Origin of the sequence: Aquimarina penaris (genome assembly GCF_040786285.1) — a bacterium.
Lineage (GTDB): Bacteria > Bacteroidota > Bacteroidia > Flavobacteriales > Flavobacteriaceae > Aquimarina.
Genome location: NZ_JBFMKQ010000002.1, coordinates 672,826 through 699,132, shown reverse-complemented (window position 1 = coordinate 699,132; position 26,307 = coordinate 672,826). Strand labels below are relative to the sequence as shown.

Sequence of the window (26,307 nt, the reverse complement as noted above, 5' to 3'; positions counted from 1 at the left end):
TAATACAATGTTGAAAATGAATACTTACAATTTTCAAACAGCAGATTTATGGGATCAGCACTTCAATAATCTTAGCTGTGCAGATCCAATTTTTAAATCGTTTGGTAAGAAAACGGCTTTCTGGGGCAAAATCACGACATTAAAACTTTTTGAAGACAATTCGCTTGTTCGAAAACAACTTGAAACTAAGGGAGATGGCAAAGTCCTGGTGGTAGATGGTGGAGGGTCATTAAGATGTGCTTTGGTGGGTGATCAATTGGCACAATTAGCAATCAACAATACCTGGGAAGGCATCATCGTTTATGGCTGCATAAGAGACAGTCGGATCATAAACAATATGAATGTTGGTATTAGAGCAATTAACACCAACCCAGTAAAGAGTATCAAGCAAAATATCGGAGAACATAACATTACTGTAAAGTTTGCCGGAGTAGAGTTTATACCCGGAAACTTTGTATATGTCGATGAAGACGGAATTTTGGTGAGTAGTCAGAAATTATTGTAAGGTAAAATCATTAACGTTATTGACTCTGGGTTTTGATACGTAAAGGACTTTTCTTAATTGGAAGAAGCTTTTGATATGTAAAACATCTCCAAACCCATTCTAGTGGTCCATACATAAAATATGTAAGCCAAATTTTACTATACATCAATTGAAAACAAAAAACAATCAATGCTGTAATTAGTGTTTGAGAAGGACTCAATGTTTCATAAAGTGAAAACCCAATCGATGAAAATAATAGTAACCCAATAACGCTTTGCATGATATAATTGGTCAATGCCATCCTTCCAACATACTTTAACGGGCTTATTATTTTTTTCCATTTTGTTTTATACCAAATCCAAGCCACTAACCACAAATAAAATAAACCCATCACGATATCTGACAGAAACATAAGTTTCAAAAAAATGGGGCGTGCATATTCGTTTGAATATATTTCGAAATCCGGAAGAAAAAACAAAAATATAATTCTATACAGGTTTGTACTAATAGCTATAATTAAGCTTGGTTTTTTAATACGATCGATCAATGTCTCTATTGAGGTAACAAAGTTATTCTTACCAAAATAAAGACCTAATAAAAACATAGACAAGGCAACGGGCGCTAAGAAAACAAAAAGCAAAGGGATATTAGACAAATATTCTAAAGTACGCAGCTTTACTCCGTTAGTATAGCTTCCATTACGTATTGTATCTATAACATCATTAGACGAAAAATTCTTCAAATAGCTTTCTGGATTATACTTTGTAATGCTAAAAAGATAGTCTGCTACCTGATCATAAAATGGGAACAACAAGAAAACTAATGATAACCAAAGTATGAGCCTATTCGATTTTTTGATCAACAGCGTGGTTAATAATCCAAGTACCGCATATAAATGAATAACATCCCCCGACCAGAACAAAAGAACATGTAATGCTCCGAAAACAAATAAAACCAGCATTCGTCTTGCAAAAAATGAAAACCTGAGCTTATTTTTCTCAAACAGGCTTAGCGCCTGCATGGTAATTCCTAATCCAAAAAGAAATGAAAAAATCGGAAAAAATTTACTGTAAAAAAATAGCTGAAAAATCCTTACCGACATTATATCAATGGGAGCAGTCCATTGTGCACTATATGCATCTTGATTCATAAATACACAATTCATGATTTCGATATTCACTACAAAAATTCCTAATATCGCAAATCCACGAAAAACGTCTAATATTTCGATTCTTTTTTGGGGTTGAGTAGGTTGAGTATTCATTTAATTTTAATTAATCACTTTAATTGGCCGCTAAATTTACTAATACCGTAATAATAAACTTAAAAAATGCCTCTACAAAAAAGTACGAGTATATCAAACCATTACATATTCGTTTTTAACCCTTAATATTTTAAACGTAAAATTAGCTAAGTATCAAAAGTTTAAATAAATGATAAAGCCTGTAGAATTAAAACGAATCTCATAAAATTTTTGTAAATTAATAGAATACAGATCATAAAAACCTCTCAATAATGAAAAACTTAGTGCTGCTTTTACTCGGAATCTGTTCTATCTTAGCGTTTACAGAAACAAACAATAATACATCTATTGAGCCTTATAACTTAGAAGGTGTTTGGGAACTAAAACATCAATTTCTTTATGATGAAAACAATAACATAAGCGATACCGTTTTTAATCAAAATGGTTATCGACAAGTAAAGATGTATAGCAAAGGAAAGGTTATGTGGACTCGATTTGATCCAAAAGATAGCAATGAGTGGTTTGGTTATGGAAATTATACGATTAAAGATGGTATGCTTGAAGAACGATTAGAGTATGCTTCTGGACCTATGATGAAAATTGTGGACACTACCCAGGTTTTTAAATTTGAACTGGTTATGGGGCAAAAAATGTATCAACAAATTTCGGTGGATGAAAATGGGCATTATACCTTAGCCGAAAACTATGATCGGGTTGAATAATACATTATTTATATTAGAAACTCCCAAGCTTACTTAGGAGTATTGTAAATAAAAAATCCAATGCCAAAACATTGGATTTTTTGGTTGGGTATGTAGGATTCAAACCTCTATTAAAATTTAGTTTTCTAAAACCTTTCTTTTTGTTTTGAACTTTCTCTTTGCATTTTTTGAACCATCGCCAATACATAATCGTTTTATTGCTTATCTTTAAGGGTTAATCAATTTAAAATCATACTGTTATGAAAAAAATATTAAATCTTGGAAAACCTTTAAGTAAAAAGGAACAATTAAATATACATGGTGGGCATGGGGTGAGTGGACTTTTCTGTTTAGCAAAATGCGCTGCTAAATTTAAAATATGTGCAGATGAATGTGGTCTATTAGACACAAATTGTGTTTTTCAATGTGAAATTGATTTAAGATGTTGTAAAGAGGAATGTGGTCCAGAAGGAGGACAACCGAGATAAATCATAAATCACACCCCTTGTAGAGATATAGACGTAAAAATAGATAAGCGGGATTCGGTTTGATTTTTTTATCAAACTATTCGTTTATCATATTTCGAAATTCCCTATGCAAAATAAACTTCAAAAGGGCATAAAAAATCCCATTCACATTTTAGATGGATTTTACTAACTAAAAAAACAAAAACCCCCTTTGTCAAAAGGGGGTTTGATAGGTGTCGGGTAGAGAGGATTCGAACCTCCGATCTCTGGTCCCCCAGACCAGCACTTTAACCGGACTAAGCTACTACCCGAAAATTAGGTTGCAAATATAATAATCTTGTTCTTAATTAGAAGTACTATTTCGTTCTAAAATCTTAATCATTTTGAATGATTTTAGTAAATGAAATAGCCCTGGAAGAATCACTGTTCCTCCAATAATTAATGTTATTCCTAGTACATTAATCACAGCATCTGGAGCTATATTATCAATAAGACTAATACTCCCTGTCTTTGTAATAATGATATTGGGAAAATGTGAAACCAAAGCCGCTAATAAAATTAAAAATACTTGTAAGCCGGCGAAAAAACGACTCCACACTTTATTTCCATTCTTAATAGTTTTCCATAACGGAAATAATAACATTGCAGAAAATACAACTAAGATCATGGCAAAAGGGTTTTCTACAAAATCTCGTACAAATATATTTTCTGAAAAGAACCCGTAACCAAAAGTTATAAGTCCCACAACAAAAACGATTATAGCGGCAATAGTAGACTTTCTGATATAAATATTCTCGTTACCTCCTTCAGACTCACCTATCAACAAAACAGAAGATAAAAAAGCACAAAGTGCAGCAAAAAACAATCCCACTAATACACTAAAAACATTACACCAGGGTCTTATAAAGGCTTCATAAAAAGATAAGGTAGAAACCTCTTCTACCACCATAATTTCACCACTTATTAATGCTCCAAATACCATCCCTAAGAAAATAGGAGTAACCAAACTAGACACCTTAAACATAGTGTCATACAATTGCTGTGAATTATCAATTATTGCATCATAATGTCTAAATACAAAAGCCACTCCTCTTAATGTAACTCCTAATAACACAATGGTGATAGGAATATGAAGGTGTACCACCATAATATTATAATACGCAGGAAAGGCAATCCATAAAATTACAATCAAAATTATAATCCAAATATGATTTGCTTCCCATACGGGTCCCATAACCCTATAAATGGTTTTTTTGGTAATCTTTTGATTTTCTTCAGAGGAAAAAAGCTCAACTATACCTGCACCATAATCTGCACCACCCAAAACCACATAGAGATACAATGAAAATATCAAAAAGAATAAAACAACGTATAACATACTTAATGATTTGAATGATTTAAAACTTTTATTTGGCGAAGCATTAACCAAGTTACTGCAACAGATAAGGTTAGATATACTGCGATATACATATAAAAGCTAAAAACGATACCCGGCATAGGTGTTACTGCATCTTTAGTTCTCATAATTTTATGAATAATCCAAGGTTGTCTGCCTACTTCGGTTACTATCCATCCTGCTTCTAGGGCAATAAATCCTAAGGGAGCTAGTAAAACAAATAATAGCCAATACTTATTATTACCGAACCATTTCTTTCTCTTTAGTGAGATAAAGTATAAGATGCCGGCCAGTAACAATATCCCTCCTATACCCACCATAACCTGAAACGCATAATGTACTATGGCTACATTGGGGTGCTCGTCTTTAGGAAAATCGTTTAGTCCTTTTACTTCAGCATCAAAATCTCCGAAAGCAAGAAAGGATAACATTTTAGGCAATGCTATTTTATATTTCACTTCTTGTGTTTCGGTATCCACTACTCCACCGATATATAATGGAGCACCTTTTTCTGTATTATAATGGGCTTCCATAGCCGCTAATTTTACAGGCTGTCTTACCGCAATATCTTTTGCCGAAATATCGCCGCTAATCGGTTGAAGAATTGCTGCAATAGCACCAAAAGTAATCGCAATCTTAAATGCTTTTTTGTGCAATTCGACCTTTCTTTTTTTATACACCTGATACGCATGAATACCTGCTACAGCAAAACCAGTAGCAGTAAATGCTGCGAGTGTCATATGCAGTGCCTGTGTAAACCAAGCCGGATTAAGCATGGCCTGTATGGGGTCTATATTCAGGAATTTTCCGTCAATATAATCAAACCCACTGGGAGAATTCATCCACCCATTTGCTGCGACTACCAAAATCCCCGATGCTACTCCCGATACACCGATAATAATACCAGTAAACCAATGAAATTTCTCGGGTAGTTTGTTCCAGCCATATAAATAAAATCCTAGTGCAATCGCTTCAACAAAAAATGCCGCTCCTTCTAATGAAAAAGGCATCCCGATAATAGGACCAGCATGTTTCATAAATTCTGGCCATAACAACCCTAGTTCAAAAGATAGTGCGGTGCCGGAAACGGCACCAGTTACAAAGAAGATTGCAACTCCTTTTTGCCAGGACTTGGTAAGCGTAAGATAAATCTGATCACGTGTTTTTAACCATTTATAATGAGATACTACCATAAAAAAAGGCATGACCATACCAATACAAGCAAAAACAATATGAAATATAAGAGTAAATGCCATTTGGAGTCTCGCCGCATCAAGGTTTTCCATAGATAAAATTTAGAGAAGAAACAGGTTTCCAATTACGCCTATAAAGATACGACCTGACCTTGACTTAAAGTATAAAGAAGATGTTTATTTTTCTTAAAAAAAATCCAATTTTACGTATAAAAAAACCTGCCAAACGACATAAGTCATTGGCAGGTTTTTAAACCGTATAAAAGTTAGTGCTACTTCACCAATTTGATTATTTCTGTTCCTTGATCAGAAATTACTCTCACCATGTATATTCCTTTTTTAAGTAAAGAAGTATTTAATGTAAGGCTTTGAGTTCTCACTGCTCTATTAGGAGTTACATTCATTCTTTCTCCGCTAAGGTTATACATTACTACTTGCACTGGGCTTTTTGATGTATCACCAGTAAAAGATAATGTTAATGTCTCTCCAAATGGATTTTCGGATACTAACACCATGCTTGTTGTATCAGTTTTCCCAAATCGACTAGAACTTGTTAATGCCGCGTTTGACCCTGGGCATTCGCTTGGACAATTATCAAACCATTGGTTATCATACCAACCGTCTGTAGTTCTAAATACATCTGCTGTTTGGGCATTTCCATTATCATTAAACACGATTCCTACCTCTACAGACTCATCTATTGTAGCAACATACCAAGGAGAGCCTAATAAAGGTTCCATTTGTACTCCTGGCCATGCTGGTGCTCCAGGAATTGATGTATTTGAATTTTTATCATAAATGTATATGTATGCCGTACTCCATGAAGCAGGTTTCTTAAAATACACATCAAAAGACGGGTCTACAACAATTCCAGGGCATTCACTTGGACATGCATCAGTCCATTGGTTATCATACCATCCTTCTGTAGTTCTAAATAAATCATCGGTTTGGGCTCCTCCATTATCGTTAAATACAATACCAACCTCAACACTTTGATCTACATTATATTTATACCAAGGAGAATTTCCTTCTTTCTGCATAGCAACTCCAGGCCAACCAGGAAATCCTGGTAATGCAGCTCCAGTACTTTTATTAAAAATATACACAAATGCTGAGCTCCAATTTGTTGGCTTTTTGAAATGTATATCATATGGAGTATCTACAATGATTCCTGGACATTCACTTGGGCACTCATCAAACCATTGATTATCATACCAACCCTCTTTAATTCTAGTCGTATCATCGGTTTGTGCTCCTCCATTGTCATTAAACACAATACCAACTTGTACTGTTTGATCAATAGTATATTTATACCAAGGTGAATCTCCTTCTTTTTGCATTGCTACTCCTGGCCATGCAGGGAATCCTGGCAATGCTTCTCCAGTATTTTGATTGAAGAGGTATACGTAAGTTGAGCTCCACTCCGCTGGCTTTTTGAAATGTATATCAAAAGGTCCACCATCGCCTATTACATAATCTCTAGTAACTATATCGGACTCATTTCCTTCAGAATCTACAGCTATTGATTTAATAGTTGTACTGGTGCTGATCTCAAAAGAGCCATTGTATGGTGTACTCGTAACAGTTGGTGTATCTCCTCCTATCGTATAAAAAATCGAAACTGAAGCACCTTGCGTAGTCGTAGAAGCCGTCATATCCACATTTATGGGTGAAGTATACAACCCTGAGGCTGGATTTACTGATAAACTTACCGAATTCGAAACTTCAAAAGGTTCTCCAACGAGTACCATTCCAAAAGTGGTTCCAAAAGTTACTGTACCATTAGAAACAGTAGCTGTTAGATCAGAAAAATAATCTTTAAGTAATGTCCCATCAGGCCACATTCCAAAAACATTAAGAGCTCCTGCAAAGTCTCCATCTTGTCCTTGAAAAACTAATGTTTTATCATTTTCTCCATTACGGTTGTATTCTCTTTTGAAAATATAAGGTGAATCGCTTAATTTTTGGTGAGATCCCGCTCCTACTGAAGTATGTTCTCTTCTAAATGTTCCAAGTTTTCTCCAGTGAAATAGCATTCCTTCATCTAGAGAATCCCAATTCATAAAACCACGGTATCCCGCATCTGGATAGGTTTGGGCATCAAAAAACTGTCTTCCGGATTCATCTCCGTAGTAAATCTGAACACCACCGGGAGATAACAACAAAGTTGTCCCTCCATAGTACATATTCCCTGTATAGTACTGGCTAAAATCATGAGATCTTAAGTAACTCACCATGTTGTATTCTCCATTAGTACCAAAACCACCATCTTGATTAAGCTTAGCAGCGAAAGAGCTAAAAATTTCTTCTTGCCCCATATTAGTGTAGGCATCTTTAGGAGATTGAAAATTAATCATACTATTGAATTTACTAACCGTAAAATCTTCGGGTAATGGATCACCAGGATTTCCAATAATATTAAGTCCCGAATCCTCTCCTGTCATATAGAAATCAAGGTCGTCTAATTTCTTAGCTGGATTATTTTGTTTCCATTCTCTTAAAGCTAAAACTGCCTCTTCTTTTAGTTCCTTCCAAACATCGGCACCTACGTGACGTTCTGTATCTACTCTAAAGCCATCAATACCATATTCTCTTACCCAATCTGTTAACCATTTGATTAAATAATATCTCGGAGTTCTTGGTTTTCCAGTTCTAGCAAAATAGGCATTTAACTCATCAAGTTCTTGTTGTTTTCTCCCTTCGGTTTCCCACTTATCCAATAACCATTGCGGTAATTGAACTTCGTTAAAAGATTCCGTTCTTATATCTGGTAATCCGTATAAAGGCTGCGAGTAATCATCACAACGCAATTCTCCGTTATTAGGTTCACCATCTTTTTGGCATTCAAGTCTTACCCAATCAAGTGGGTACTCTTCGTCTACAAACTCTAAATTACCATTAACCCTTTTAAAGGTACGGTATCCAGTATGGTTCATTACGATATCCACAAGTACTCTAATACCATGGTTATGTGCTTCATCAATAAATTCTTCGAACTGCTCTGCCGATGTAAAATTAGGATCAAAGGCGGTCCAGTCATTGGTATGATACCCATGATAAGGATAATCATTAAATTCGGTACCAATAAACCCATGTCTGTTCTCTACCACCGGAGTAACCCAGATAGCACTTACACCTAATTCATCAAAATATCCTTCTTGAATTTTTTGTGTAACCCCAGGTATATCACCTCCTTGAAAATCAAGTTCGTTGGCTGTACTGTTTTTTTGGCGATCAAAACTGGTGTCGTTTGTAGGATCACCATTATTAAAGCGGTCGGTTAATAAAAAGTAAATGGTAACATTATCCCAAGAAAAAGGTAAATTTCTAAGGGATTGTGCAGTACTGACTTTTGGAAGCAATAAACATAAAAGCAATCCAAAATAGAGTAAGCGTTTTTTCATAATTAGTTTTGATTTGTGTATTAATAATTAAAACGTTAGAAAATTTATTTTTCAATAATCCTCAAACGTTGTAATAAATATTTCTAAAAAAAATTGGGTTTTGATAACAATGAAACCACCAATTTTTTGCGCAAACGTTTGAGTGTTAATATTTAGTTTTTTTAACGTTAAAAAATTGAAAACTCCATAAAAAAGAAGGCTAGAGTTTACCAAATACGAAATCTCTTTTAGCAATTATAAACTTACCAAATACTATACTCTAAAAAATGACTATATAATAAAGCTAGAAACAGAATTATATTAATTTCTAATCTTTAGGGTTCGAAATTTATTATTCTGCTTTTTCAATTATTGTCTATGTTGTTCCTTAATTTTATAAAAACAAAAGGCCTGGTATAGATGAACTATCTATACCAGGCCTTTTTTAGGTAAAAGTGTTAATTACTTCACCAATTTTATAATTTCAGTAAAATTATTAGAGGTTACTCTAAGCATATAAATTCCTTTCGGAAGATCCGCTGTGTTCAACGTTACTATATTTGTTCTTATATCTCCATTAGAAACCAATTTAGTTCTTCTTCCATTTAAATTATACACTGCCACCTTCACTGGGTCTTTACTCATATCACCAGTAAAAGATAGGGTTAACGTGTCATCGAATGGATTTGGTGATGCTTTTACCAAACTGGTACCACTATCTTTTGAAATGGTTGATACTGCTCTAGCTCCTGGACATTCACTTGGGCATGTATCAAACCATTGGTTGTCATACCAACCATCTTTAGTTCTAAATAAATCAGCTGTTTGCGAACCACTATTATCATTAAATACAATACCGACTTCTATAGATTCATTTATAGTTGCAGAATACCAAGGAGAACCTGCAAGAGATTTCATGGCTACCCCAGGCCAACCTGGTGCTCCAGCTATTGGCCCGTTAGCATTTTTATCAAAAATATAGATGAATGCATTACCCCAAGAAGCTGGTTTTTTAAAATATGCCTTAAAAGCATTTCCTGTATCGCCCGGGCAATCACTAGGACAAGTATCTGTCCATTGATTATCATACCACCCTGCTGAAGTTCTAAATAAATCATCGGTTTGTGCTCCACCGTTATCATTAAATACAATACCGACTTCTACTGCTTGGTCAATAGTATAATTAAACCAGGGAGAATTATCTATTACCGACATTTTTATTCCGGGCCAAGCTGGGAATCCAGGTATTGGAGTATTAGCATTTTTATCAAACAAATAAATATATGCCATATTCCAATCATTCGGTTTTTTAAAGTTCACTACATAACTCCCTATATCGGGTACTATTGTGTATGTTTTAGTAATTACAGAAGAGCTGCCTGCACTATTAATTGCTATAGCATTTACCTTGGTGACACCAACAGTATTTATCAAAAATGTATCTGTGTAAGGGGTACTGTTAGCATCTGGAACAGCATTACCAGTGGTATAGAATATCGAACCTGAGTTCGAAGCATTCATCGAAACACGTACATTTCCTGTAAATGTACCAGAATCTGGAGATACAGTAAGTTCTGGAACCTCGGTAGGTAGAGGACATTCACTAGGACATGTATCAAACCATTGATTATCATACCAACCTTCTTTTATTCTGGTTAGATCATCTGTTTGGGCTCCACCATTATCATTAAACACAATACCAACCTGAATATCTTGATCAACCTTATATTTAAACCATGGTGTACCGTTAATAGCCTCCATAGAAATACCCGGCCAATCTGGAAATCCAGGTATTGGTGCATCACCGTTGTTATCAAATAAATAAACAAAAGCGGAAGACCAGTTTACAGGTTTTTTGAAATATACATCAAAAGGGCCTCCAAACACATAATCTCTGGTAATTACAGAAGACTGATTTCCTTCAGAATCTACGGCTATGGCTTTTATGGTCTTATTAGTACTCACCATAAATGGATTTGTATACCGTTTGCTAGAATCTGAAGGCGTTGATCCATCATCAGTATAAAAAACACTTACCGATGCTCCTGGAGTCGTAGTTGATGCTGTCATCTCTACATTCACTGGACTTGTATAAAAACCCGAGGCCGGAGTTACGGATAGAGATGCTGAATTAGAAATTGTTAAAGGTTTTGCTATCAATACTAATCCAAAAGAGGTGCCAAAATTAACACTCCCTCCCGATACTACCGCTGTTTTATCAGAGAAATAATCTTTTAACGTTGTACCATTAGGCCATATTCCAAAAACATTCAATGCACCCGAAAAATCACCATCATTCCCTGTGTATACTAATGATTTATCTGTAATTCCTGAATTATTATATTCTCTCTTGAAGGTATAAGGTGTGTCTTGTAATTTATTATGTCTACCGGCACCAACAGAAACATGCTCTCTTCTAAATTTTCCTATTTTTTGAAAATGCTTTAGGGTTAGTGATGCCGTAGAATTAGGGTTGTTTAGTTCATTAAAATTCATGTTAGACCGTAATGTAGCATCACCTGTAGCTCCTCCTCCCGGAGTTAATGTTCTTGCTGTTTCATCTCCATAGTATATCTGTGCTGGCCCTGGGGTTAATAATAATTTGGTTCCCGCTTCAAAAGTTCGGGTTCGGTTTCTATCAAAAACTTCATTAGTATCATGATTTGCTAAAAAATTCATAGCGCTCTTCCCATTACCTAACTGATTTTGTAATAAATTATCGTATTTACTAAAAATACTTTCTAAGCCGTCATTAGCATTAAACCTAAATTCAAAATTAATAAGATTGGCAAATCCGTTATCGTAATAGTCTACATTAAAACCGTCACCAGTAAATCGTCTTCCCATACTAGGAGCAGAATAACCAAATACTTCTCCCGTCATCCAAAAATCCAAATCATCTAATTTCTTACCGGGGTTATTATTCTTCCATTCCTTTAAAGCAATTAAACCTTCTCTTTCCAATTCTTTCCATACAAATTCTTCGACATGTTTTACAGTATCTACTCTAAATCCATCAACTCCATATTTTCTAACATAATCAGTTAACCACTTTATGATATAAAACCTTGGAGCTCTTGGATGTCCTGTTCTGCTAAAAAAGTCATTTAATTCTGTTTCTTCTTGTTGTCTTCTACCTTCTTGACTCCATTTATTAAGTAACCAACCGGGAACCGAAACATTCCCATTAGATTCTGTTCTGATATCTGGCAAATTATCAACTAATTCACAAGGAATACTACCTCCAGGCCCCTGAAAATTGCAAGTAGGCTCTCGACGAACCCATTCATTTGGCCAGGATTCATCTCTAGAATTGTCTGGCCCTACATGGTTTAAGACGACATCCATAATCACACGAATACCATGATCATGAGCTCTATCAACAAAGGTTTTAAAAAGAGCATCTGTTCCAAGATTACGATCTATTGTAGTCCAATCTTTTGCCCAATATCCATGAAAAGCATATCCTGCCCCACCAATAGAACCATGTATATTTTCGTAAGGAGGAGTGACCCAAATAGCATTAACTCCTAAATCATCAAAATATCCGCTATCTATTTTATTAATTAATCCCTGAAGATCACCTCCTTCAAAACTTCTTAAGGGCGGGCCATTTCTTTGCCTTCCATAAGAAAAATCATTGGAGGGATCTCCATTTTCAAAACGATCTGTTAACACAAAATATACCGTTGCATTCTCCCATGCAAACGGTATATCTTTGTTGGATTGAGCCTTACTCATTTTAGGTAAACATAAAGTCAGTAAAAGCCCCAAATAAAATAATTTTTTCATGATACATTTTAATTTGTTGGTTAATAATTAATCGCTTGATAATCTGTCTTTTAAATAATTACTCAAACGTTGTAATAAAGGTTTCGAAAAAAAATGATTTTTGGTAGCAATTGGGCAACCATTTTTTTACGCAAACGTTTGATTGTTAATATATTATTATCTTTTTCGTTAAAAAAATGAGAACTCATTAGAAATTCAGTTAAATTTTAATGAATTAGGAATCTTATTCAGGAATTATAGATAAGCAAAAAAACCATTTCATTTGGAATTTCTATTTCGGGAAGAATCGACAAGCATTAAGGGAAAAACTACATTTTATGACAGCAATTATGAACGCATCTTTGTACCATTAAATTACAAGAGTAACTAATTGCTAATTAAAAATTAATTTAAAAAAAGAACAAAATGGAAAGTACAATTGAAAAAAACCTTAAGCACATTCATGAATTATTATCAAAAGGCGAGTTCATTGAGGCCATGGAAACTTATTTACATGATGATGTAGAATTAAAAGAAGCTAATGACGCTCCTAAAAAAGGAAAAGCATTTAATGTAAAGTTTGAACAAGATTTTATTGATAATCAACTTGCCGAATTTGTTAGATATAATGTAAACAATTATGCCGTAAACGGAAATCACTCTTTTTATGACGCGGTAATGGAATTAAAGTTAAAAGATGGCAGCACTATGCTTTCTGAACAAACGGTAGTTACCGAGTGGAAGGATGACAAAATCTATAGAGAGCGTTACTATCACGCGTAATACCCATCGTACTTTTATAAGTTCTAATCAAACCCACTGCATTTAATTAGATACAGTGGGTTTTTAGGATAACAGCGGTAAAATCATAGCTTCTAGATAGATTAAAGAAAATGTATTAACAAAATATCTATTATTTTATTCATTAATTTCATTTTTAAACTAAATGATTTACCTATATTTGCACTCCCTTAAAAGGAAAAGCTATACTTCGGGGTGTAGCGTAGCCCGGTTATCGCGCCGCGTTTGGGACGCGGAGGTCGCAGGTTCGAATCCTGCCACCCCGACCAAGAAAGTCCAATCACATATGTGATTGGACTTTTTGTTTATTAAACATCCTTTGATTCTTATATAGTACATATTAGATTTGAACAGAATTCTTCATCCTCTATGCAATGTATCCAAATATACGTTCCTATAATTTTGTAACTAACCACCTTTGATCATAGAGTGGGATTAACATAAATTATAGAGTATGGCATCGTATTTCTTTGTATTTTTCAAATGCAAACACTAGAGTAATGAAGCGTTTTATTTTCTCAATAACTTTCGTCTTTCTCACAACTTTATCCTGTGCTCAAGAAAAGAAAAACGATATCACTTTAGAACCCGATCCTAAAAATTACACCACAGAATTGGTTGTCCCCGAATTACAAATCCCATGGGGAATGGTTTGGCTACCAGACGGAAGCATCCTAATTACCGAAAAAAGCGGACAACTGATCCATTTTAAACAAGGTAAAAAAATTAGGATTGGTAATGTCCCAGAAGTCTATAACCGTAACCAAGGTGGGTTATTAGATATAGAACTGCACCCAGAGTATAAAGAAAATGGCTGGATTTACATTACCTATTCCTCAAAAGAAGGTATAGAAAAAGGTGGTAATACAGCATTGATAAGAGCCAAGCTCGAAAATAATAGCTTAACGAATATCGAAAAACTATACAAAGCAATTCCTAATACCACACGCGGTCATCATTTTGGCTCTCGTATAGAATTTGACAATGATGGTTATCTTTATTTTTGCATTGGAGATCGGGGAAATCGAGATGCAAATCCCCAAGACATTACTAAAGATGGTGGAAAAATATATCGCCTTAATGATGATGGTAGTATACCAAAAGATAATCCTTTTGTAGACAAGAAGGGAGCAAAAAAGGCAATCTTTTCTTATGGTCATAGAAACCCGCAAGGAATGGCGATACATCCCAATGGTAATATTTGGATCCATGAACATGGCCCCAAAGGTGGTGATGAAATTAACACTATAAAAAAAGGCGTAAACTATGGATGGCCGATCATAACATACGGTTTGAATTATAGTGGTACTTCGATAACAAATATCACGAAAAAAGAGGGTATGGAACAACCCATATATTACTGGACTCCATCTATAGCACCAAGTGGAATGGATTTTATAACCAGCGACAAATATCCTGATTGGAAAAACGACCTACTCGTAGGTTCGCTTAAATTTCAGTATTTGGAATTAGTCGAATTAACCGACAATAAGGTTGCAGGGCGAAAAAAATTATTAGAAGGCATGGGACGTATTAGAAATGTAAGACAAGGGCCTGATGGTTTCATCTATGTTGCTATCGAAAATAAGGGCATCATAAAAATAATTCCGAAATAACATGAAAAAGCATCTAAAACGACTCTTTTTATTAGAAACTATAATGGTGATCATGAGTATTTCTATTGTTGCACAAAGCGGAAATTCAGATACAGAGTATAGAAAAGACTTTTCTGCAGAAATTCAGGATAATAAATTAACAGAGAGTATGACCCGAGGAAGTGAAATATATACAGGTTTTTGTATGCAATGCCATTTACCAGATGGAAAAGGGACTCCAAAAATATACCCTCCTTTAGCTGGGTCAAATTGGTTAGTCGATAAACGAAAAGAAAGTATACACTCTATAAAATACGGTTTAAATGGCCCGATAGAAGTAAATGGTGAACCATATAATAGTGCCATGACCTCTTTAGGGTTAGAAGATGAAGAAATTGCTGATGTAATGAATTATATCATGAATAGCTGGGGAAATACCCAAAATATCATAGTTACCCCAGAAGAAGTAGCAATGATTAAAAAATAATCTTTATTCAAAATATGTTTTTTGTATAACAATACTATAACATAATGCGTTAATTTACTTTATTGTATTTTTGTTACATCACGTAAATCAAAGAATAAAGGCTTTTGTTCACCAAATTACGACATATAAATTTCTTATTATGCCTTAGCACATTAATGCTGGTATACCAGGGTAATGCGCAATATGATGAAAACGATTCTCCTAATAGATATAGATTTAAATACCGATCAGAAGTTTATAAAGGTTCCAAACTTCAGATCAATACGCAATTAAGAACATTAAAAACCAGTTCAAAATTTTTAGGAATTCCTGAAGAAATACAAGAAGAATTGAATACTCTTTTTATCGCTACAAAAAAACAAGCCATACCCAAATACTATAAAAAGCATGCGGTACTATTTTTAGATGCTATTTATAATTATGAGGATTTTGCTAGTGTCTATGAAAATGCTCTTCATGAAGCGGTTAGAAAAGTAAAAAAAGATATACATGTTGTTGATTTTAAGTTTGAAAGACAATTCACAAAAGCTAAGGTTGCACTGGATCGAGCATTAAAAGAAGATTTTTCGGATCTGGAGAAATTTGATCAACTTAAAAAAGAGCTTCAGGATAGTCAAACCAAATTGTTATGTCATCGTTGGATGAAGAACAAATTTGAAAAGTACAAAGGTATTGATATCGTAAAAACACCAGACGAACTTATGATGGCTTTCAAAAAATCTGAAGCGATACCAGTGTATACACTGTATAATGAAAACCATATCGAAAAAATCATCCCTTACCTCGAAAACCGAATCATTGATTTTTATTATAAAAAATCATTGCCCGAAATCAATCCAGAGATACTGGATCTTCAATATATTACCAAAATATAAAGAATTTAGAAAAAAGATACCCTGATTAATGTTTTGCTAATGTATATTCGTAAACATGCACGCTTCAAAAACATATAAGGTTATCGGTCTTATGTCTGGAACCTCACTAGATGGTCTAGATATTGCCTGTTGTCATTTCGAAAACAAAAATAATACTTGGAGTTTTTCCATAGTAAAAACCCAGAGTATTGACTACACCTCAGCACTTAAAGAACAATTAAAAAACACTGTACATCTTGAAGCATCTAAATTATTAGCTTTTCATAACGAATACGGAAACTGGCTGGGAGAGCAAGCTAAAAATTTCATCAAAAAGTATACTTTAGAAATAGATTTTATTGCCAGCCATGGGCATACCGTTTTTCATCAACCAGAGATCGGACTAACGCATCAAATAGGCTCAGGACAACATCTTGCCAATTCTAGTAATCACAAAGTTATTTGTGACTTTAGAACTAACGATGTTGCTTTAGGTGGACAAGGAGCTCCTTTGGTGCCTATTGGTGATCAGTTATTATTTAATGAGTATGACTTTTGCCTGAACCTTGGTGGGATTAGTAATATTTCTTTTGATAGTAAAGCACAAAGAATGGCCTACGATATTTCGCCTGCAAATATGTTACTTAATTTTATTTGTCAAAAAATCAACCTCGAATACGATCAAGGTGGACAACTTGCCAAAACCGGAAAAATAAACCCTCAGCTTTTAGATCTGCTAAATGCTTTGGAATATTACAACCTACCCTTTCCTAAATCATTAGGGTATGAATGGTTTGCAGAAAAAGTAATTCCAATCATTGATAATACTCAAGATAGTGTTGAAAATCTCTTGCATACATCTGTTGTACATATTGCCACTCAGATTGCCAATGGCATTAAAAACACTCAAAAGAGTGATTCTACCTTATTAATTACAGGTGGTGGTGCAAAAAATAATTTTCTAATCGAAATGCTACAGCAAAAACTGACAGGTTTTGCCAAAGTTGTAATTCCTTCTGTAGACAGTATAGATTTTAAAGAAGCATTGATCTTTGCTTTTATGGGCGTACTAAGGGATCGAAATGAAATAAACTGTCTCAAATCTGTAACCGGAGCATTAAAAGACTCCTCTTCGGGAGTGACCTACTATCCCAATTAGTAAGAGATCTTCAAAACTTTGAATCTTTGAAAGCAAAATACTCAAAAACTATAATTAAATTTGCCCAAAAAATTAAAGAATGCTAATTATAGGTATCGCCGGAGGAACGGGTTGCGGAAAAACCACTGTTGTTAATCAAATTGTTAATGAATTACCCAAAAATGAGGTATGTGTAATTTCTCAAGATTCATATTACAAAGACACTAGTCATCTCTCCTATGACGAGAGAGTGAAAATAAATTTTGACCATCCGCAATCTATTGATTTTGATTTACTAGGAGAACATTTGGCAGCATTACGCAAAGGCGAAACCATCGATCAACCTGTTTATTCTTTTGTTGATCATAACCGCACAAGTGAAACTATTAGTACAAAACCAAGAAAAGTAATGATTGTTGAGGGTATCCTGATTCTTACAAATCCAGAAATACGAGATATGTTTGACATCAAGATATATGTGCATACAGATAGTGACGAACGACTAATCAGAAGGTTAAAACGAGATATTGCAGAACGTGGCCGTGATATGGATGAAGTATTAGATCGTTACCAAAACACCCTAAAACCTATGCATCAGCAATTTATTGACCCTACCAAAGAATTTGCCGATCTTATTATACCAAATAATCACTATAATAATGTAGCTGTTGATATCGTACGTACTATTATCAAGGAACGCTTGAATTAACTTTTGTACCTTTACAACCAATATTAATCGTATTAAGATTGAAGCTTAAAAGTTATTTTCAGGAATTAAAAAACAAACCGGCACTAATCCCGATATTTGCCATATTTCTAAATAAATATGTCTTAATCGTACTTCTTTTTGTGGTGTGGATGTTGTTTTTAGATACTAATTCCTGGTTAATTCATAAGGAGTTGGATCAAGAGATAAGAGAACTAGATGATAACAAAGAGTATTACATTAAAGAGATCATCAAAGATCAAAAAGATATAAAAGTCTTAAAGGATAGTAATGAATTAGAAAAATTCGCTCGCGAAGAATATTTCATGAAACGAGATGATGAAGAAATTTATATCATCGAATACGAAGATAGTATACCCAAAAACAACAAAAATGACTAAGTCCTTATTTGATAGCTTTGAAAAAGTTTCTGCCAAGCAATGGAAACAAAAAATTCAATTTGATCTTAAAGGTGCAGATTATAATGAAGCATTGATTTTTAAATCTTTAGAAGGTATTGATGTAAAACCTTTTTATGATCAAGAAGATCTTTTACATAGTAATAATCGGGCCTCCCATCCTTCTATCTGGAAAAATTCTCTAAAAATTGAAGTTACGGATACAGCCTCTGGAAATCAAAAAGCTGTTGAAGCCATAAAAAAAGGGACTGAAAGTATCTATTTTGTTATTGAGAAAGATACTATTGAGCCAAAAGAACTTATACAAGGTATTACTTCTGAAGTATCGATATTTATTGAAACCAAATTTCTTTCGACTTCATATATCAAAAAAATAAATGAAGTTTCTAAAACTTCTGATCTAAACATTTATGTCTTAACAGACATAATAGGCAATCTGGCAAGTACTGGTAATTGGTTTAACAACCTTAAAGAAGATCATCATTCGTTAACCGAACTTGCAAAACTAAACACACACCTAAAAAGTACAATAAGCATAGACATTGATTTATATCAAAATGCTGGTGCTACCATGATTCAACAATTAGCATATGCATTAGCTCATGCCAATGAATATCTTAATTATTTCAACGATAAAGAGACCAATCCTTTTAAAGAATCACCAATAGTATTCAAAGTTGCAGTAGGTGGGAATTACTTTTTTGAGATTGCAAAACTACGAGCCCTTAGATTGTTATGGAGCACCTTGGCTACAGAATATAATGTTTCCGAAAAATGCCACATTATCGCATACCCATCTCATCGAAATAAAACCATCTTAGACTATAATGTAAATATGCTACGTACCACAACCGAATGCATGAGTGCAATATTAGGAGGAGCCGATACGGTTTATAACCTTCCGTATGATAATATTTACAACCTCGAGAATGATTTTGGTACCAGGATTTCGCTCAATCAACTTTTAATCCTGAAAAACGAAAGCTACTTTGATATTGTAGAAAATCCAGCTTCGGGATCATATTACATAGAGTCTATAACCGATCAGTTAGCCGGTAATGCACTCTCTTTATTTAAAAATATTGAAGAAGGAGGCGGTTTTTTGAATCAATTAAAATCCGGCACTATACAGAAAAAGATAAAAGAAAGTGCTTTAAAAGAACAGGAGCTCTTCGATAATGAAGAAATTATACTAACAGGAACTAATAAATATCGAAATCCTGAAGAAATTACACCTACTTTTCAAAAACAGGTGTTTTCAGAAAAAAAAGTAAGAAAAACCCTACTAGAACCAGTTCTTAAGAGACGATTAAGTCATTTTATAGATAAAAAAACACAATAAAACGTTAATATTAACTAACTTATTGTTAACTTGCAGCTCATTTAATATAAAATATAGCCTATACATTAACATTACTAAATCTAAATCAATGCCCCTTAAGATTAGATCTGGAATTTTAGCCATTTTTCTGCTAACATCTGTTACTTCATCCTATCCACAATCAGGCAGTTATTGTCTTGATGTTGATGAAACAGGGATTATAAAAAAAGCCTACGATTCATTTGAGAATGATTTATTTAGTTATTACAAATTCGGTAACGACTCGATAAAAACTTATAGAACTTTTTTAGCAGAAGTAGCTAGTTTGTCTCTGGATTTAAGAAAACTTCCATCAAATAACTCTATACAATTAACGCGCTCATTTAAGAAAATTGCAACTAATAAAAATTCTCTATGGGTTAAATTAAGTGAATACGAAAATCACGAGGCTACAAAAAAATCAAACCCATCAACATCCGGAAAGAACGAAGAGGAAATTTTAATCTTTAACTATAGAGGTGGTTTTATACAATGTTTAAAAAACAGTAGTGAGAGTGATGACTTTAAGGATATAATTAACACACTCGAAGAAGACGGAAATATTAGTACATCTCTTGTATCTCAAAAATTTTATTACCTAACCGACAGAGAATTATGTGCCGATGAAATAAAGAAATTTATTGCATTTGATATTTACTACTCTATTTTAATGGTAATTGAAAAAGCCTTTGGATAGTTTTTTTTATCATATTCTCATCAAAACCACAAATAGAGCGCGATTTTTTTATAAAAATCATTTCTAAAAGCTTAATTTTATAGCCTTGTTAATTTGTCATTTCGAAAAACGAGGCTTTGCGTAATGAATAGAAAAGATATACAGCATTTACAACTGCCAAAAAACACAGAATCAAGTACCAAAAATGAGGCGGTAACGATTAACACTTCAGAAGGTATACCCATTAAATCGTGTTACAATAAGGATGATATTGCTCATCTGGATCACCTAAATTTTTCTGCCGGATTACCCCCATACTTAAGAGGACCATACTCAACAATGTATGTTCGCAGACCATGGACAATTCGACAATATGCAGGATTCTCTACAGCAGAAGAAAGCAATGCATTTTACCGTAGAAATCTTGCCGCTGGCCAAAAAGGACTGTCTGTAGCTTTTGACCTAGCAACACACCGTGGATATGATAGTGACCATGAGCGAGTATTTGGAGATGTAGGAATGGCTGGCGTAGCTATTGATACTGTTGAAGATATGAAAGTGCTGTTCGATCAAATACCACTCGATAAAATGTCTGTTTCTATGACCATGAACGGTGCAGTACTACCAATAATGGCATTTTATATTGTGGCAGCCGAAGAACAAGGTGTTGAAAAAAAATTACTTTCGGGAACGATACAAAACGACATTCTAAAGGAGTTTATGGTACGTAATACGTACATCTACCCTCCCACTCCGTCTATGCGAATTATTAGTGATATTTTTAAATATTGTTCTAAAAATATGCCTAAATTCAATCCAATTAGTATTTCGGGATATCATATGCAGGAAGCTGGTGCTACTTGCGATATAGAGTTAGCATATACGCTAGCAGATGGGTTAGAATATATTAGAAAAGGTATCGATGCCGGGTTAGATATTGATTCATTTGCTCCACGCTTATCCTTCTTTTGGGCCATTGGCATGAATCATTTTATGGAAATAGCTAAAATGCGAGCCGCTCGTATGCTTTGGGCTAAATTGATAAAACAATTTAATCCTAAAAACCCAAAATCTTTAATGCTTCGTACGCATTGCCAGACTAGTGGGTGGAGTTTAACTGCCCAAGACCCATTTAATAATGTTGCCCGTACTTGTATCGAAGCTAGTGCTGCCGCTTTTGGGGGTACACAAAGTTTACATACCAACGCTTTGGATGAAGCTATTGCACTCCCTACGGATTTTTCTGCAAGGATTGCGAGAAACACACAAATCTATCTTCAGGAAGAGACACAGATTACTCGTACCGTAGATCCATGGGCAGGAAGTTACTATGTAGAATCTTTGACCAATCAAATTGCAGAAAAAGCCTTACAATTAATAGAAGAAGTAGAAGAATTAGGTGGCATGACCAAAGCTATTGAAGCTGGGATACCCAAAATGCGTATCGAAGAAGCTGCCGCCCGTAAACAAGCCAGGATAGATAGCGAACAAGATGTAATCATAGGGGTTAATAAATTTAAACTTGAAGAGGAAGAAGCTATTAACACTCTTAAAGTAGATAATCAAGCTGTTCGAACTCAACAAATAGATGGACTTAAAAAAGTAAAAGCATCTAGAGACGAGCAAGCCGTAAAAGAAGCGCTACATAATTTAACAAAAGCAGCAACAAATGATTCCCAAAATTTATTAGCTTTAGCAGTAGAAGCAGCCAAATTAAGAGCTACCCTAGGCGAAATTAGTGATGCTTTAGAAAAAGAATTTGGAAGATATAAAGCAGAAATCAAATCATTTACAGGAGTGTACGCGAAAGAAATAAAAGATGACCAATCCTTTAACAAAGCAAGAGAACTAGCAAATAAATTTGCTGATTTAGAAGGCCGTAGACCTAGAATAATGATTGCTAAGATGGGGCAAGATGGCCATGATCGCGGAGCAAAAGTAGTAGCCACAAGTTATGCAGATGTAGGTTTTGATGTAGATATCGGACCGCTTTTTCAAACACCGGTTGAAGCTGCCAAGCAAGCTGTAGAAAATGATGTGCATATCGTAGGTGTATCTTCTCTTGCAGGAGGACATAAGACATTAGTGCCACAAATTGTTTCAGAATTAAAAAAATACGGTAGAGAAGATATAATGATTATAGTCGGTGGTGTAATTCCTCCAGATGATTATGATTATTTATTCGATGCTGGAGCTGTAGCTATTTTTGGTCCAGGAACCAAGATTAGTGATGCAGCGATCACAATTCTAGACATTTTAATTTCTGCATTTGAGTAAAAGAGCAGAAAAATATACTATGCATGCATAGTATTTAAAGTATAAATTGTAACTTTCACCAAATTGACAATAATATACATATGAGCCATACAGAAAAAATGCTTCGTGATGGAGCACTAAAAGGAAAAAACATAGTAGTTACCGGTGGTGGTAGTGGATTAGGGAAAGCAATGACTAAATATTTCCTAGAGCTAGGAGCCAAAGTAGCTATTACTTCTCGAAATTTAGAAAAACTCGAAAACACTGCTAAAGAACTAGAAGCCGAAACTGGAGGCACTTGTTTACCATTGCAATGTGATGTTCGTCATTATGATCAAGTCGAAGCAATGAGAGACAAGGTTTTCGAAACCTTTGGAACAGTAGATGTATTACTTAATAATGCAGCAGGAAATTTTATTTCTCCAACAGAACGTTTATCTGCCAATGCTTTTGATACTATTATCGATATTGTATTAAAAGGAACCAAAAACTGTACGTTGGCTTTTGGGAAAAATTGGATCGACACCCAATACAAAAACACAACAGTTCTTAATATTGTTACCACATATGCATGGACCGGATCAGCCTATGTAGTGCCAAGTGCTACCGCAAAAGCAGGTGTGCTTGCTATGACAAGATCTTTAGCTGTAGAATGGGCAAAATATGGGATGCGCTTCAATGCAATTGCGCCAGGGCCTTTCCCAACAAAAGGAGCATGGGATAGATTAATGCCAGGAGACCTAAAAGAAAAACTTGATATTACTAAACAAGTACCCTTAGGACGCGTTGGTAATCATCAAGAACTAGCTAATCTAGCTGCCTACCTAGTATCAGATTTTTCAGCTTATGTTAATGGTGAAGTAGTTACAATAGATGGTGGTGAATGGTTAAAAGGTGCTGGAGAGTTTAATATGCTAGAACAGGTTCCTGAAGAAATGTGGGATATGCTAGAAGCTTCAATCCGATCTAAAAACAAGAAATAAGTAGTTATTAACAATATGATATGTACATCAGACCATCCCTAAAAGCGGATGGTCTTTTTTATTAACTACTGTTAACATTTTTCATTTTTATAATATATAATAAATTGTATTTTTACCTCTTAAATCCAAATCTCCCCACATGGGTAAAATAATAGCGATTGCCAATCAAAAAGGTGGTGTAGGTAAAACCACTACCTCTGTAAATTTAGCAGCTTCTCTAGGTGTTTTAGAGAAAAAAGTATTACTCATCGATGCTGATCCACAAGCCAACGCGACTTCTGGACTTGGTTTAGATGTAGATAGTATTGAAAAAGGCTCCTATCAAATCTTAGAGCATACAGTAAAACCTGAAGATGCAATTGTAGAAACCAGCTCGCCCAATGTGCATATTATTCCTGCACATATTGATTTGGTAGCTATAGAAATTGAATTAGTAGATAAAGATGAACGGGAGTATATGCTTAAAAAAGCAATTGAAGCGCTTAAATCAGAATACGACTATATTCTGATCGACTGTGCTCCTTCACTTGGTTTATTAACACTAAATGCATTAACCGCTGCCGATTCTGTTATGATACCTATTCAATGTGAATATTTCGCATTAGAAGGTCTTGGAAAACTTTTAAACACTATAAAAAGTGTACAAAAAGTACATAACAAGAATCTGGATATTGAAGGGCTTCTACTTACCATGTATGATTCTAGATTACGATTGTCTAATCAAGTGGTAGAAGAAGTTCAGAAACACTTTAGTGAAATGGTATTTAAAACAATCATTCAACGAAATATACGTTTAAGTGAAGCACCTAGTTATGGTGAGAGCATTATAAATTATGATGCAGCCAGTAAAGGTGCTAGTAATTACTTAAGTTTAGCACACGAAATTATTAAAAAAAATAGTTAAGGATTCATGGCGAAGGCAACAAAAAAACAGGCACTAGGTAGAGGATTATCGGCGCTGCTCAAAGACCCTGATAATGACATAAAATCTGTAGAAGATAAAAATGCCGATAAAGTAGTTGGCAATATTATAGAGTTAGAGCTAGAGAGTATCGATGTAAACCCATTTCAACCTCGTACTAGTTTTAATGATGAAACACTGCGCGAACTCGCAACTTCAATAAAAGAAGTTGGTGTAATACAACCTATTACCGTTAGAAAGCTAGATTTCAACAATTATCAACTGGTAAGTGGAGAACGACGTTTTCGCGCCTCAAAATTGGCGGGGTTAAAAACAATCCCTTCATATATTCGTATTGCAAACGACCAAGAGTCATTAACCATGGCTTTGGTTGAGAATATCCAAAGGCAGGACTTAGATCCTATTGAGATCGCATTATCATACCAACGCCTTATCGATGAAATAAGCTTAACACAAGAACAATTAAGTGATAGAGTTGGTAAAAAAAGATCTACAATTGCTAACTATCTTAGATTATTAAAACTAGACCCTATAGTACAAACCGGAATGCGAGATGGATTTATCTCAATGGGACATGGGCGTGCATTGATAAATATTGATAATCAGCAACAACAATTAGATATCTACGAAAAAGTTATTGGTAAATCATTATCTGTTCGTGAAACCGAAAAAATAGTTAGATCATTAAATGATCCAACAGAAAATAATAATGTTGGGACTAAAGCCCCTAATCAATTACCAAGACATATTTCGAAAGGAATTAAAGACTTCTCTGAGTATTTTGGTGCAAAAATTGATATAAAGGTTTCTAGCAAAGGAAGCGGTAAATTAATTATACCCTTTTCTTCAGAAGAAGATTTTAAACGCTTAAAGAAACTTATCAATAGTGAGGATTAAATGCTATTATATTACTTTTTTTGTACTTTTTACCTTTCAAAGTATTCTTTCTCAAGAGAATGAAGAATTGAAGGTTACCACAGAAGAGGTTGCTGTAAAAAAGAAAAAAAGAGAAAAAAAAATTCCTCCTTACGAACCTTTGGCTCCAGCAAGAGCCGCATTTTATTCTGCTGTTCTTCCGGGACTTGGGCAAGCGTATCAAAAAAAATATTGGAAAGTACCCATAGTTTATGCAGCATTAGGTACAGGAGTTTATTTTTATATTCAGAATAATGACAATTATAACCGAGTGCGAGATATCTTTAAACGAAGACTTGCGGGTTTTACCGATGACGAATTTCCGAATATTACTAATGACCAACTGATATCATTACAGGAACGCTATAGACGTGATCAAGAATTATCATTATTGGTTACCGTAGGAATTTACCTTTTAAATATTGTAGATGCCAACGTTACAGCGCACTTGCAACAATACAATGTTACTGAAGACCTTTCGTTTAAACCAAAAATAAATTTCAACGAATTTGATGTTGGACTCAATTATGGGGTATCGCTCAATTACAGTTTTTAAG

General features: G+C 34.5%; 22 protein-coding genes and 2 tRNA genes. 18 read left to right on the top strand and 6 right to left on the bottom strand.

The features are described from left to right. Nucleotides 1–16 precede the first annotated feature (16 nt). Complete coding sequence (rraA, locus tag ABW637_RS12655) at nt 17–505, top strand: ribonuclease E activity regulator RraA (RefSeq protein WP_367585065.1); 489 nt, start codon at nt 17–19, stop codon at nt 503–505. Between the two features lie 16 nt (nt 506–521). On the opposite strand, the gene ABW637_RS12650 is transcribed toward rraA, so the two are convergent. Next, nucleotides 522–1,748 carry a DUF418 domain-containing protein gene (locus tag ABW637_RS12650; RefSeq protein ID WP_367585064.1) on the bottom strand — a complete coding sequence of 409 codons (1,227 nt, stop codon included), beginning with the start codon at nt 1,746–1,748 and terminating at the stop codon, nt 522–524. A 251-nt stretch (nt 1,749–1,999) separates the two neighbouring features. On the opposite strand from ABW637_RS12650, the gene ABW637_RS12645 reads away from it, so the two are divergent. Both ABW637_RS12645 and ABW637_RS12640 read left to right on the top strand, forming a co-directional pair. Continuing rightward, nucleotides 2,000–2,449 carry a hypothetical protein gene (locus ABW637_RS12645; RefSeq protein ID WP_367585063.1) on the top strand — a complete coding sequence of 150 codons (450 nt, stop codon included), beginning with the start codon at nt 2,000–2,002 and terminating at the stop codon, nt 2,447–2,449. A gap of 239 nt (nt 2,450–2,688) precedes the next feature. Further along, the gene (locus ABW637_RS12640) at nt 2,689–2,916 is read left to right on the top strand and encodes a hypothetical protein (protein ID WP_367585062.1); all 228 of its coding nucleotides are present in this window, start codon (nt 2,689–2,691) and stop codon (nt 2,914–2,916) included. A 215-nt stretch (nt 2,917–3,131) separates the two neighbouring features. Here the strand turns inward: ABW637_RS12640 and ABW637_RS12635 are convergent. The 5 genes from ABW637_RS12635 to ABW637_RS12615 all read right to left on the bottom strand — a co-directional run bounded on the left by ABW637_RS12635 (nt 3,132) and on the right by ABW637_RS12615 (nt 12,659). Beyond that, nucleotides 3,132–3,206: transfer RNA gene (locus tag ABW637_RS12635), tRNA-Pro, on the bottom strand. Between the two features lie 32 nt (nt 3,207–3,238). Beyond that, complete coding sequence (locus tag ABW637_RS12630) at nt 3,239–4,273, bottom strand: cytochrome d ubiquinol oxidase subunit II (RefSeq protein ID WP_367585061.1); 1,035 nt, start codon at nt 4,271–4,273, stop codon at nt 3,239–3,241. A gap of 2 nt (nt 4,274–4,275) precedes the next feature. Then, nucleotides 4,276–5,577 carry a cytochrome ubiquinol oxidase subunit I gene (locus tag ABW637_RS12625; RefSeq protein ID WP_367585060.1) on the bottom strand — a complete coding sequence of 434 codons (1,302 nt, stop codon included), beginning with the start codon at nt 5,575–5,577 and terminating at the stop codon, nt 4,276–4,278. A 179-nt stretch (nt 5,578–5,756) separates the two neighbouring features. Continuing rightward, complete coding sequence (locus ABW637_RS12620) at nt 5,757–8,888, bottom strand: starch-binding protein (protein ID WP_367585059.1); 3,132 nt, start codon at nt 8,886–8,888, stop codon at nt 5,757–5,759. Between the two features lie 441 nt (nt 8,889–9,329). Next, nucleotides 9,330–12,659 (bottom strand): starch-binding protein, encoded by a 3,330-nt coding sequence (locus ABW637_RS12615; RefSeq protein ID WP_367585057.1) that lies wholly within the window; start codon nt 12,657–12,659, stop codon nt 9,330–9,332. Nucleotides 12,660–13,064: 405 nt separating this feature from the next. On the opposite strand from ABW637_RS12615, the gene ABW637_RS12610 reads away from it, so the two are divergent. The 15 genes from ABW637_RS12610 to ABW637_RS12540 all read left to right on the top strand — a co-directional run bounded on the left by ABW637_RS12610 (nt 13,065) and on the right by ABW637_RS12540 (nt 26,306). Next, the gene (locus ABW637_RS12610; RefSeq protein WP_367585056.1) at nt 13,065–13,421 is read left to right on the top strand and encodes a hypothetical protein; all 357 of its coding nucleotides are present in this window, start codon (nt 13,065–13,067) and stop codon (nt 13,419–13,421) included. A gap of 209 nt (nt 13,422–13,630) precedes the next feature. Then, a tRNA-Pro gene (locus ABW637_RS12605) sits at nt 13,631–13,708 on the top strand. Between the two features lie 231 nt (nt 13,709–13,939). Next, nucleotides 13,940–15,055, top strand: a complete 1,116-nt coding sequence (locus tag ABW637_RS12600; RefSeq protein ID WP_367585055.1) for a PQQ-dependent sugar dehydrogenase — start codon at nt 13,940–13,942, stop codon at nt 15,053–15,055. Between the two features lies 1 nt (nt 15,056). After that, nucleotides 15,057–15,521 carry a c-type cytochrome gene (locus ABW637_RS12595; RefSeq protein ID WP_367585054.1) on the top strand — a complete coding sequence of 155 codons (465 nt, stop codon included), beginning with the start codon at nt 15,057–15,059 and terminating at the stop codon, nt 15,519–15,521. Nucleotides 15,522–15,625: 104 nt separating this feature from the next. After that, complete coding sequence (locus ABW637_RS12590; RefSeq protein ID WP_367585053.1) at nt 15,626–16,396, top strand: hypothetical protein; 771 nt, start codon at nt 15,626–15,628, stop codon at nt 16,394–16,396. Between the two features lie 55 nt (nt 16,397–16,451). After that, nucleotides 16,452–17,534, top strand: coding sequence for an anhydro-N-acetylmuramic acid kinase (locus ABW637_RS12585; protein WP_367585052.1), 1,083 nt, complete (start codon nt 16,452–16,454; stop codon nt 17,532–17,534). 79 nt (nt 17,535–17,613) lie between these two features. Then, on the top strand, nt 17,614–18,222 hold the full coding sequence (gene udk, locus ABW637_RS12580) for a uridine kinase (protein ID WP_367585051.1): 609 nt from the start codon (nt 17,614–17,616) through the stop codon (nt 18,220–18,222). A gap of 38 nt (nt 18,223–18,260) precedes the next feature. Next, entirely contained in the window at nt 18,261–18,620 is a 360-nt protein-coding gene (locus tag ABW637_RS12575) for an FtsB family cell division protein (RefSeq protein WP_445012722.1), read from the top strand. Further along, nucleotides 18,613–19,980 (top strand): methylmalonyl-CoA mutase subunit beta, encoded by a 1,368-nt coding sequence (locus ABW637_RS12570; RefSeq protein WP_367585050.1) that lies wholly within the window; start codon nt 18,613–18,615, stop codon nt 19,978–19,980. The genes ABW637_RS12575 and ABW637_RS12570 overlap by 8 nt, the downstream gene beginning before the upstream one ends. A gap of 88 nt (nt 19,981–20,068) precedes the next feature. Beyond that, nucleotides 20,069–20,695, top strand: a complete 627-nt coding sequence (locus tag ABW637_RS12565) for a hypothetical protein (RefSeq protein ID WP_367585049.1) — start codon at nt 20,069–20,071, stop codon at nt 20,693–20,695. A 123-nt stretch (nt 20,696–20,818) separates the two neighbouring features. Next, the gene (scpA, locus tag ABW637_RS12560; RefSeq protein ID WP_367585048.1) at nt 20,819–22,951 is read left to right on the top strand and encodes a methylmalonyl-CoA mutase; all 2,133 of its coding nucleotides are present in this window, start codon (nt 20,819–20,821) and stop codon (nt 22,949–22,951) included. Nucleotides 22,952–23,031: 80 nt separating this feature from the next. Then, entirely contained in the window at nt 23,032–23,913 is an 882-nt protein-coding gene (locus ABW637_RS12555) for an SDR family oxidoreductase (RefSeq protein WP_367585047.1), read from the top strand. A 139-nt stretch (nt 23,914–24,052) separates the two neighbouring features. Next, on the top strand, nt 24,053–24,817 hold the full coding sequence (locus ABW637_RS12550; protein WP_367585046.1) for a ParA family protein: 765 nt from the start codon (nt 24,053–24,055) through the stop codon (nt 24,815–24,817). A 6-nt stretch (nt 24,818–24,823) separates the two neighbouring features. Further along, nucleotides 24,824–25,732 carry a ParB/RepB/Spo0J family partition protein gene (locus ABW637_RS12545; protein ID WP_367585044.1) on the top strand — a complete coding sequence of 303 codons (909 nt, stop codon included), beginning with the start codon at nt 24,824–24,826 and terminating at the stop codon, nt 25,730–25,732. Further along, entirely contained in the window at nt 25,722–26,306 is a 585-nt protein-coding gene (locus tag ABW637_RS12540; RefSeq protein WP_367585043.1) for a DUF5683 domain-containing protein, read from the top strand. Before ABW637_RS12545 ends, ABW637_RS12540 begins: the two co-directional genes overlap by 11 nt. The last annotated feature ends 1 nt before the right edge of the window (nt 26,307 follow it).